The sequence below is a fragment of the Streptomyces sp. LS1784 genome (assembly GCF_020103755.1).
Taxonomy (GTDB): Bacteria; Actinomycetota; Actinomycetes; order Streptomycetales; family Streptomycetaceae; genus Kitasatospora.
The window spans coordinates 1-9697 of sequence record NZ_JAHSQD010000314.1; the positions used below are offsets into that span (position 1 = coordinate 1).

The window sequence follows — 9697 nt, forward strand, 5'->3', positions numbered from 1 at the left end:
CCGAGCGTGCCGGTGGCCGCGACCCCGCCACCGGGCAGGTCGTCGTCGTCATCGCGGCGCCCGCGCCCGGCCGGCCAGTCGCGGTCCGCCGGAGCGTCCTCGGGGAGGTTGCCGACGGCCATCAGGCGGGCCATCAGCGCGGAGGACGGACCGGGCGTGCCGGTGCGGGTCAGCATGTGCTTGACGGCGCGGCCCTCGTCGGCCTCGGCGAGGCACTGCGGGCAGGTCGCCAGGTGGGCCTGGACGCGGTCGCGCGAGTTGTGGCCGAGTTCGCCGTCCAGGAAGGCGGAGAGGCGCTCGCCGAGGTGGTGCTCCTCGGCGGCGGGTGCGGCGGGGCGGACGGGAAGCGCGTGCAGCGACGTGTCCGCGGGCAGCGCCACCGGGGGCAGCGCGGGCTCACCGGGTTCGTCGCCTCCGCGACGGCCCGGCAGGGCCCAGCCCCGTCGGGTCAGGGACCGGTCGGACGCATCCGACCGGTCCGAACCGGACCGGCTGGTTCCGCTCACGGTCGCCTCCGTCCGCGCCCACCGGGCGCGACCGCGGCCTCGACCGCGCCGACACCGACCGGCACCGGCTCCTCCGAGCCGCCGCGGCGCTCACGGCCGGGGACCGAACCGGGGGCGCGGTGCTTGAGCGCGGCGCGCAGGTGCGAGCGCCCGCGGTGGATGCGGCTGCGGACGGTGCCGAGCTTGACGCCCAGCGTGGCAGCGATCTCCTCGTAGGACAGGCCCTCGATGTCGCAGAGCACCACGGCGGCACGGAACTCCGGCGCGAGGGTGTCCAGGGCGTGCTGGACGTCGGCGTCGAAGTGGGTGTCGCTGAAGTGCTGGGCCGGGCTGGGCTCGCGGGAGGCGAGCCGCTCGGCCGCGTCCTCGCCGAGCGCGTCGAAGCGGATGCGCTGGCGGCGGCGGACCATGTCCAGGAACAGGTTGGTGGTGATCCGGTGCAGCCAGCCCTCGAACGTGCCGGGGGTGTAGGTGGACAGCGAACGGAACACCCGGACGAAGACCTCCTGGGTGAGGTCCTCGGCGTCGTGCTGGTTGCCCGTCAGGCGGTAGGCGAGCCGGTAGACGCGGGCGCTGTGCGCCTCGACGATCTCCTCCCAGGTGGGCGGAGTCCAGGTCTGCGCGTCGTGGCCCTCGGTGAAGGTCGCGAGGGCGGGGGCCTCGGTGGCACCGGCGGCCGACGGCGCGGCGACGGGCTGGTCCAGGTCGGAGTGCGCAGGCTGGTTCATCACGGGCTTCGGCGTACGGGCCGACGCGGTGCCGCGGGAGTGCCGCCACACAGGGACGTCGCCCTCGGCCACACCTCCTCGGTCGGCTCTTCTGCCCAGCAGGGCCACCACCATATCCACCTCACCCGTCAAGCCCGGATAAAAGTGCCCGGGAGGTCTCCCGCGCCCGGTCCGACATGACAACGGCCCGCCGCCGTACGCGGTTCCCGGTCGGCCAGTAATCTGTGCCAGGAAATATCGACATCCCTCGGCACCGGGCCGCCGCCCGGGGCTCCGAAAGAGGCAGCCATCAGCGAGTTCGGGCCCGCGCGTGCGGCCCTCGCCGACACCTACGTGCGCGAGGACGCGGTGCTGACCTACGCCCGGGCACAGTCCGCGCGGACCGGGATACGGGCGATCGGGCCGAGCGGCGGGGCCTGCCTGCGGCTGCTGGCGGCCGCGCTGGACGCCAAGGCGGTGGCCGAGATCGGCACCGGCACCGGGGTGTCCGGGGTCTACCTGCTGCGCGGGATGCGGCCGGACGGCGTGCTCACCACGGTGGACTCGGAGCCGGTCCGTCAGCAGCTGGCCCGCGAGGCGTACCAGGCCGCCGGGTTCGCGGCCAACCGCTCCCGGTTCATACCGGGCCGGGCGCTGGACGTGCTGCCCCGGCTCGCCGACGGCCAGTACGACCTGGTGTTCTGCGACGGAGACCCGGCCGAGTCCTGCGAGTACCTGCTGGAGGCGCTGCGACTGCTGCGGCCGGGCGGGATGGTCTGCTTCGAGGGGGTCTTCCAGGAGGGCCGGCTGGCCGAGCCGGAGCTCCAGGACCCGCAGACCGGCGCGGTCCGGGACCTGGTCCGGGACGTGCGGGAGAGCGAGGCCCTGCTGCCGGCGCTGCTGCCGGTCTCGGACGGGCTGCTCTGCGCCATCAAGCGCTGAGCCCGGCCTCCTCGGGGCGCCGGGCCCGGAAAACGTGCGGACCCGGGCCGACATGACGTCGTACCCGGGCCCGGCAGCACATCTCCAGGAGATGGCGAGCACCTGCTGCGGTCAGCCGCAGGCCTTCTTCAGGGCCTCGCCGAGGGCGTCGGCCTCGTCAGGCGTGAGCTCCACCACAAGGCGTCCGCCGCCTTCGAGCGGAACGCGCATGATGATGCCCCGCCCCTCTTTGGTGACTTCGAGCGGGCCGTCACCCGTCCGCGGCTTCATGGCCGCCATGCTCGTTCCCCTTCCTGCAACCGCTCAGCTACGCACCGGCAGTCCGTCCACCGCCGGTATCGAACGCATTGATCGGAAGCCATTATCCCGCATGCCACGGGCTGATGACCAACATCACTCTCGGTGCAACCAGGGCCGGACCGTCCCCAACCGCCGCAATTCACGTCATAAGCCCCGGCGTGGCGGCGGCGTGGACACCACCGGAAGGTGCGATACCTCACACTCCCCAGGCCCCCGCGTGCTCCGGCATCCTGACACACACGACTGACACCGCCACGACCCCGGGAGCCCTCACCCATGTCCGATTCCGTGCTGTACGAGCTGGACGGCGGCCTCGCCGTCATCACCGTCAACCGCCCGGAGGCGATGAACGCGCTCGACGTCGCCACCAAGATCGCACTGCGCGACACCATGGCCGCCGCGGCCGCCGACCCGGCGGTGCGGGCCGTACTGCTGACCGGGGCGGGCGAGCGGGCGTTCTGCGTCGGGCAGGACCTGAACGAGCACCTGGCCCTGCTGAAGCGGGCCGAGGAGACCGGCGAGGGCGCGCTGCGGACCGTCGCCGAGCACTACAACCCGCTGGTGCGGGCGCTGGCCGGGATGCGCAAGCCGACCGTCGCCGCCGTCGGCGGGGTGGCGGCCGGCGCCGGCGCCTCGCTCGCCTTCGCCTGCGACTTCCGCATCCTGTCCGACCGGGCCGGCTTCAACACCGCCTTCGCCGGGATCGGGCTGACCGCCGACTCGGGCGCCTCCTGGACGCTGCCGCGGCTGGTCGGGCACGCCAAGGCCACCGAGCTGCTGATGCTGCCCCGGACCGTCAAGGCCGCCGAGGCGATGGAGCTGGGCCTGGCCACCAAGGTGGTGCAGGCCGAGGAACTCGCCGCCACCGCACGGGCCTTCGCCCGCGAGCTGGCCGAGGGCCCGACCGTCGCCTACGGCGCCATCAAGGAGTCGCTGGCGTACGGCGCCTCCCACTCGCTGGACGAACTCCTCGACAAGGAGGACGAGTTGCAGACGCTGGCCGGCGAGAGCGAGGACCACCGGATCGCGGTTCGCGCCTTCATCGCCAAGGAGAAGCCGAAGTACCTGGGCCGCTAGCGCAGTTGGCGGGCCCGGACCCGGGCCCGGGGCTCAGCCCTTGGCGCCGGTGCGGACGTGGCAGTCCGCCAGGTGGTCGTCGACCAGCCCGCAGGCCTGCATCAGGGCGTAGGCGGTGGTCGGGCCGACGAAGCGGAAACCCGCCTTCTTCAGCGCCTTCGCCAGCGCCGTCGACTCCGGCGTGACGGCCGGCACCTCGCTCATCGCGCGGGGGGCCGGTCGGCCCGGATCGACGGCGAACTGCCAGATCAGCGCGTCCAGGCCGCCCTCCAGGTCGCGGGCGACCCGCGCGTTGGCGATCGCCGCCTCGATCTTGGCCCGGTTGCGGATGATGCCGGTGTCGGCGAGCAGGCGCTCCTTGTCCGCCTCGCCGAACTCGGCGACCTTGGCGATCTCGAAGCCCGCGAACGCGGCCCGGAAGCCCTCGCGGCGGCGCAGGATGGTCAGCCAGGACAGGCCGGACTGGAAGGCCTCCAGGCAGACCCGCTCGAACAGCGCGTCGTCGCCGTGCACCGGGCGGCCCCACTCGGTGTCGTGGTAGACCCGGTAGTCGTCGGTGGAGTCGCCCCAGCCGCAGCGGCGCAGGCCGTCCGCGCCGAGAACCGCGCCCTCGACCGCCTCCGTCACTTCTCCGTCCCCGGCTTCGCGTCCTCGGGGGCCTGCTCCGCGGCCGGCTGCTTGGCGAGCACCACGGCCGGCTCGACCACCCGGGCGAACTGCTCCAGTCCGGGCAGCGGTTCGGCCGCCGGGTCCGGTGCGGTGGTCGCCTCGACCGCGCCGCGCAGGTGGGCGGCGGCCTCCAGCTCGGCGATCCGCGCGTCGCGGTAGGCGAGTTCGGCGCCGAGGCGGTCCAGGACGTCGTCCACCTCGTCCATCCGGTAGCCGCGCAGCGCCATCGGCAGGCGCAGCTCGTCCACGTCCGCCTTGCCCAGCGGGCGGTCCTGCGGCAGTCGCGCGGAGATGCGGTCCGGTGCCGCCTCCGGCATCGAGCCGCCCCCGCCGAGCGCCACCAGGGCGGCGCCGCCGACCACCACGGCCATGGCGACCACGATCACCCAGAACACGAGCTGTCCTCCCGAACTCCCGGCCGGTCCGCTATGTGGTGGCAGGTAACCACACTGATCATGACAGCATGGTCCCTTAGTGAGGCCGGGGGCCATCATCGCACCCGCAGGAGCTGTGGAGGAGACATCGGTGGCACTGCGCCTGGGACCGCGGGAATTCGGTGACGACGAGCTGGTGATCATGGCCATCGTCAACCGGACGCCGGACTCGTTCTTCGACAGGGGTGCGACCTTCGCCGACGAGGCCGCCTTCGCCGCCGCGGACCGGGCGATGGCCGAGGGCGCGGCGATCCTGGACATCGGCGGGGTGAAGGCCGGGCCGGGCGACGAGGTCACGGTCGAGGAGGAGCTGCGGCGCACCGTGCCCTTCGTGGCCGAGCTGCGCAAGCGCCACCCCGAGGCGGTGATCAGCGTGGACACCTGGCGGCACGAGGTCGGCGAGGCGGTCTGCGCGGCGGGCGCGGACCTGCTGAACGACGCCTGGGGCGGGGTGGACCCGAAGCTCGCCGAGGTGGCCGCCCGGTACGACGCCGGGCTGGTCTGCACCCACGCGGGCGGCGCCGAGCCCCGTACCCGGCCGCACCGGATCGGGTACGAGGACGTGATGGCGGACATCCTGCGCGTGACCGTGGGGCTGGCCGAGCGCGCGGTGGAGCTGGGCGTGCGGCGGGATGCGGTGATCATCGACCCGGGGCACGACTTCGGCAAGAACACCCGGCACTCGCTGGAGGCCACCCGGCGGCTGCCGGAGATGACCGCGACCGGCTTCCCAGTGCTGGTCTCGCTCTCCAACAAGGACTTCGTCGGCGAGACCCTGGACAGGCCGGTGGACGAGCGGCTGCTCGGCACCCTGGCCACCACCGCGGTCTCGGCCTGGCTGGGCGCGCAGGTCTACCGGGTGCACCAGGTCGCGGAGACCCGCCAGGTGCTGGACATGGTCGCCTCGATCCGGGGCACCCGCCCCCCGGCGGTCGCCCGCCGGGGGCTGGCCTAGGACCCCTTGATGGCGCTCGGCTCGCCTCCGGAGCGCTCGGGACCCGGTGCCGACGCTCGTCGCTCCGGCTAGATCTCGTTGGTGGGCCGGCGGGCGTCGGCGAGGATCTTCATGACCTCGTCGATCTCGTCGGTGATGTGGAACAGCTCCAGGTCGTGCGGGGCCGCCTTGCCCTGCTCGACCAGGGTGTTCTTCAGCCACTCGTACAGACCGCCCCAGTAGGCGCTGCCGTAGAGGATCACCGGGAAGCGGGTGACCTTCTTCGTCTGCACCAGGGTGAGCGCCTCGAACAGCTCGTCCAGCGTGCCGAGGCCGCCGGGCAGGACCACGAAGCCCTGCGCGTACTTCACGAACATCGTCTTGCGGACGAAGAAGTAGCGGAAGTTCAGCCCGAGGTCGACGAACTCGTTGAGGCCCTGCTCGAAGGGCAGCTCGATGCCGAGCCCGACGCTGAGGCCGCCGGCCTCGGAGGCGCCGCGGTTGGCGGCCTCCATCGCGCCCGGGCCGCCGCCGGTGATCACCGCGTAGCCGGCCTCGGCGAGGGCCCGGCCGATGGCGACGCCCGCCTCGTACTCGGGCGAGTCGACCGCGGTCCGGGCGGAGCCGAAGACGCTGATCGCGGGCGGGAGTTCGGCGAGGGCGCCGAAGCCCTCGACGAACTCGGAGGTGATCCGCAGCACCCGCCACGGGTCGGTGTGCAGCCAGTCGGTGGGGCCGGTGGTGTCCAGCAGACGCTGGTCCGTGGTGCTCGTGCCGACCTGGTCCCGGCGCACCAGCACCGGGCCCTTCTGCTTCTCGGGCCAGGCCTTCTTCTTCCGCGGCACCCCGACCTGCTCGGGGCCGTGACCGTAGCGCTTCTCGTCTCCTGTGCCTGTCATGACGAAACCCTACGCCCGCCCTCCCCCGTTTTCAGGCAACGGGGGAAGGTCGGTTGAGCATCCGGAAGATGTCGTTCGGCTGCCGGCCGGACGAGCGGTGCCGCGCGCGGTTCAGCTGGTCAGCCAGCCGCGCAGGCGCTCCTCGGCCTCGGCGATGGCGCTCAGCGAGCAGTGCTCCTCCCGCTTGTGCGCCAGGTTCGGGTCACCGGGGCCGTAGTTGACCGCCGGAACGCCGAGCGCGCTGAACCGGGCGACGTCGGTCCAGCCGAACTTGGCCCGGGCCTGGCCGCCGGTGGCCGCCACGAAGGCCTGGGCGGCCGGCTGGGAGAGTCCGGGCAGGGCACCCGCCGCGAAGTCGGTGACGGTCAGCTCGAAGCCGTCGAAGACCTCGCGCACGTGCTTCTCCGCGTCCGCCTCGCTGCGGTCCGGCGCGTAGCGGAAGTTGACCGTCACGACGCACTCGTCCGGGATCACGTTGCCGGCCACGCCGCCGTCGATCCGGACCGCGTTCAGGCCCTCGCGGTACTCCAGGCCGTCGATCTCCACCCGGCGCGGCTCGTAGTTCGCGAGCCGGGTGAGCACCTCGGCGGCGTGGTGGATGGCGTTGTCGCCGAGCCAGCTGCGGGCCGCGTGGGCGCGCACGCCGGTGAGCCGCACCTGTGCCCGCAGGGTGCCCTGGCAGCCGCCCTCGACCATGCCGCCGCTGGGCTCCATCAGCACCGCGAAGTCGCCGGCCAGCCATTCCGGGTGGTCCTTGGCGAGGTGGCCCAGGCCGTTGCGGTGGGCCTCCACCTCCTCGCAGTCGTAGAAGACGAAGGTGAGGTCGCGGTTGGGCTCGGTCAGCGTGGCGGCGAGGCGCAGTTGGACGGCCACGCCGGACTTCATGTCCGAGGTGCCGCAGCCGTAGAGCAGGTCGCCCTCGACGTACGAGGGGAGGTTGTCGGCGATCGGCACGGTGTCCAGGTGGCCGGCCAGGACGACGCGCTCGGCCCGGCCCAGGTTCGTCCGGGCGACCACGTTGTTGCCGTGGCGGTCCACGGTGAGGTGCGGGTAGCCGCGCAGCGCGGCCTCCACGGCGTCGGCGAGCGCCTGCTCGTCGCCGCTCACCGAGGGGAAGTCGACGAGCCGTGCGGTCAGCGTGCCGCCGTCGAGAGTGAGGTCCAGGGGCGTCGGGTTCGGGCTGCTCATGGGCGTCAGCCTAGTCCGCCCGGTGCGGCCGCCCCGTGACACGGATCGGACTCGGTTCGGCAACCGGGGGGCGCCGCACATCCGTCCGAGTGGGTACGGTGTCGGATCAAGAAGCAGGCGCGAGAGGGGCGACGGTGGCCAGGAGAAGGAGCAGCGAGGAGCTGGGCGACGAAGAGGAGCCCACTCGCCGCCGCGGGCCGCTGCGCGCCCTGCTGATGGTGATCGTCGGGCTGCTCGGCCTGGCCCTGGTCGCCGGTCTGGCCGTGGTCGGGATCTGGTGGTTCGGCTTCAAGCCGGGCGCGTCCGAGGAGTGCACGGTGAAGACCGCGGCCGGCAACGGCACCCTGGAGCTGCCGCAGGCCGCCAACGCCGCGACGATCGCCGCGGTGGCGCGCTCGCGCGCGCTGCCGGACCGGGCCACCACGATCTCGCTGGCAACCGCCATGCAGGAGTCCAAGCTGCGCAACCTCGCGGGCGGCGACCGGGATTCGATCGGCCTCTTCCAGCAGCGGCCGTCGATGGGCTGGGGCACCCCGGCGCAGATCTCGGACCCGGTGTACGCGACCAACAAGTTCCTGGACGGCCTGGTCAAGGTCCCCGGCTACACCCGGATGCCGCTGACCGACGCCGCGCAGACGGTGCAGAAGAGCGGCTACCCGCAGGCCTACGCCAAGCACGAGACCAAGGCGACCCTGCTCACCTCGGCGCTGGCCGGCCGGGAGCCCGCCTCGTTCTCCTGCGTGGTGCACGACTACGCCAAGCCGGACCCGGCGGACTCCGCCTCCGCCACCCCGGGCGCCACCGCGACCCCGGCCGCGGCGCCGGACCGGGCCCAGGTGCTGTCCGACCGGGTGCGCCGGGAGTTCGGCCGCACGGTGACCCCGGCGACCGGCTACACCTCGACCATCAAGGGCGCCGAGAACGCCGTCTCGCTGACCCCGGACCCGGCCACCGCCGCGCTGACCTCCTCCTCGGACGCGGGGGCGGACGGCGGGGTGGGCGCCGAGCGGGCCGGCGGCTGGGAGGTCGCCCACTGGGCGGTCGCCCAGGCCCAGCAGCTGGGCATCGCGACGGTCGCCTACGACGGGAAGATCTGGCGCAAGTCCAAGTCCGAGGACGGCTGGCAGACCCAGACCTCGGGCACCTCGACCAAGCTCGTCCAGGTCACGCTGGCCCCGGCCGACAAGAGCTGACGCACAGGTGTTCGGGTTGCCGCCGGACGGGTGATTCCGGTCAACCCCGGTGGACCGACCGCCCGTTCCGGCGAACCGGGGTGGAGAACCGTCACTCCCCTTGGCCGGGGCCGGTTCGGCAGCGTCCGACCGGGCCCGGCGGGCCGCCCTGCTGTGGTCATACGATCCGATGGTCGGTCAGGAAGTTTCCTTGCATCGGCCGAAACCTTCTGGCTTCTCAAGCGGTAACAACGTCGTCCGCCCGGTCGGCCACGCCCGGTCCCTTGGGCGGACGGGACGGACCCAGACCCCTTCGAGGAGCCCCATGTCTCACCCCCTCACGCGCCGGATCGCCCAGGCCGCGCTCGTCGTGGCCGCCGGAGCGACCCCGCTGGTCGCGGCCGGCTCCGCGTTCGCCCTGGGCGGGGACGCCCTGCTGCCCAAGAGCGACCTCGCGGCACCGCTGGGCCAGCTGACCAACTCCGACGCCGGTTCCACCCTCCAGCACACCACCCACCAGCTCGGCCAGGCCGCCGGCACCACCGGCGCGGCCACCGTCGCCGCGGGCGTACCGGCCTCCGCCGACGCCGCCGGCAACATCGTCGCCCAGCAGCTGCCCGAGGCGAACGAGAAGGCCGGCACGCTGACCGCCCCGGTCGACCAGACCGCCGCGACCGCCGGTCAGCTCTCCTCGGTCACCCCGAAGGTCGCCTCGACACTGGCCGGCAAGCTCGGCGAGGCCGTCACCGGCAAGGCCGCGGGCACCCGCAGCGCCACCGCCGGCACCAGCCCGCTCGGCGGGCTCACCGAGGCCGGCTCGGTCACCCAGGCCCTGCCGGGCGCCGAAACGCTCACCGGCGCCGTCCCCG

Annotated in this window: 12 protein-coding genes; 5 read left to right on the forward strand and 7 right to left on the reverse strand. The window is 73.4% G+C overall.

Going from position 1 to position 9697, the window contains the following annotated elements:
- On the reverse strand, window positions 1-380 hold a 380-nt coding region (locus KS423_RS28685), incomplete at its 3' end, for a zf-HC2 domain-containing protein (RefSeq protein WP_308020259.1).
- Between the two features lie 122 nt (window positions 381-502).
- On the reverse strand, window positions 503-1234 hold the full coding sequence (gene sigE / locus KS423_RS28690; RefSeq protein WP_374120044.1) for an RNA polymerase sigma factor SigE: 732 nt from the start codon (window positions 1232-1234) through the stop codon (window positions 503-505).
- Between the two features lie 288 nt (window positions 1235-1522).
- On the opposite strand from sigE, the gene KS423_RS28695 reads away from it, so the two are divergent.
- Window positions 1523-2155 (forward strand): O-methyltransferase, encoded by a 633-nt coding sequence (locus KS423_RS28695; RefSeq protein WP_224282686.1) that lies wholly within the window; start codon window positions 1523-1525, stop codon window positions 2153-2155.
- A 111-nt stretch (window positions 2156-2266) separates the two neighbouring features.
- Here the strand turns inward: KS423_RS28695 and KS423_RS28700 are convergent, their stop codons facing one another.
- The gene (locus KS423_RS28700; RefSeq protein WP_014137929.1) at window positions 2267-2434 is read right to left on the reverse strand and encodes a DUF3117 domain-containing protein; all 168 of its coding nucleotides are present in this window, start codon (window positions 2432-2434) and stop codon (window positions 2267-2269) included.
- A gap of 297 nt (window positions 2435-2731) precedes the next feature.
- Between KS423_RS28700 and KS423_RS28705 the strand changes: the two genes are divergently transcribed.
- On the forward strand, window positions 2732-3532 hold the full coding sequence (locus tag KS423_RS28705; RefSeq protein ID WP_224282679.1) for an enoyl-CoA hydratase-related protein: 801 nt from the start codon (window positions 2732-2734) through the stop codon (window positions 3530-3532).
- Between the two features lie 33 nt (window positions 3533-3565).
- Here the strand turns inward: KS423_RS28705 and KS423_RS28710 are convergent, their stop codons facing one another.
- Both KS423_RS28710 and KS423_RS28715 read right to left on the reverse strand, forming a co-directional pair.
- On the reverse strand, window positions 3566-4159 hold the full coding sequence (locus KS423_RS28710; RefSeq protein WP_308020260.1) for a DNA-3-methyladenine glycosylase I: 594 nt from the start codon (window positions 4157-4159) through the stop codon (window positions 3566-3568).
- Window positions 4156-4596 carry a DivIVA domain-containing protein gene (locus KS423_RS28715; RefSeq protein WP_224282680.1) on the reverse strand — a complete coding sequence of 147 codons (441 nt, stop codon included), beginning with the start codon at window positions 4594-4596 and terminating at the stop codon, window positions 4156-4158. The genes KS423_RS28710 and KS423_RS28715 overlap by 4 nt, the downstream gene beginning before the upstream one ends.
- A gap of 181 nt (window positions 4597-4777) precedes the next feature.
- Between KS423_RS28715 and folP the strand changes: the two genes are divergently transcribed.
- Window positions 4778-5590 carry a dihydropteroate synthase gene (gene folP, locus KS423_RS28720; protein WP_224282688.1) on the forward strand — a complete coding sequence of 271 codons (813 nt, stop codon included), beginning with the start codon at window positions 4778-4780 and terminating at the stop codon, window positions 5588-5590.
- A 68-nt stretch (window positions 5591-5658) separates the two neighbouring features.
- On the opposite strand, the gene KS423_RS28725 is transcribed toward folP, so the two are convergent.
- Both KS423_RS28725 and dapE read right to left on the reverse strand, forming a co-directional pair.
- Window positions 5659-6468, reverse strand: coding sequence for a TIGR00730 family Rossman fold protein (locus tag KS423_RS28725; RefSeq protein ID WP_224282681.1), 810 nt, complete (start codon window positions 6466-6468; stop codon window positions 5659-5661).
- 111 nt (window positions 6469-6579) lie between these two features.
- A complete protein-coding gene (dapE, locus tag KS423_RS28730) occupies window positions 6580-7656 on the reverse strand; it encodes a succinyl-diaminopimelate desuccinylase (protein WP_224282682.1) in 1077 nt (358 codons plus the stop codon).
- 134 nt (window positions 7657-7790) lie between these two features.
- Between dapE and KS423_RS28735 the strand changes: the two genes are divergently transcribed.
- Both KS423_RS28735 and KS423_RS28740 read left to right on the forward strand, forming a co-directional pair.
- Window positions 7791-8849, forward strand: a complete 1059-nt coding sequence (locus KS423_RS28735; protein ID WP_224282683.1) for a hypothetical protein — start codon at window positions 7791-7793, stop codon at window positions 8847-8849.
- A gap of 304 nt (window positions 8850-9153) precedes the next feature.
- Window positions 9154-9697: hypothetical protein (locus KS423_RS28740; RefSeq protein WP_224282684.1), on the forward strand; the 544-nt coding region annotated here is incomplete at its 3' end.

Coding starts and splice junctions, on each gene's coding strand:
- sigE (WP_374120044.1), bottom strand. CDS start 1,234: ATGAACCAGCCTGCGCACTCCGACCTGGACCAGCCCGTCGCCGCGCCG.
- KS423_RS28700 (WP_014137929.1), bottom strand. CDS start 2,434: ATGGCGGCCATGAAGCCGCGGACGGGTGACGGCCCGCTCGAAGTCACC.
- KS423_RS28705 (WP_224282679.1), top strand. CDS start 2,732: ATGTCCGATTCCGTGCTGTACGAGCTGGACGGCGGCCTCGCCGTCATC.
- folP (WP_224282688.1), top strand. CDS start 4,778: ATGGCCATCGTCAACCGGACGCCGGACTCGTTCTTCGACAGGGGTGCG.
- KS423_RS28725 (WP_224282681.1), bottom strand. CDS start 6,468: ATGACAGGCACAGGAGACGAGAAGCGCTACGGTCACGGCCCCGAGCAG.
- dapE (WP_224282682.1), bottom strand. CDS start 7,656: ATGAGCAGCCCGAACCCGACGCCCCTGGACCTCACTCTCGACGGCGGC.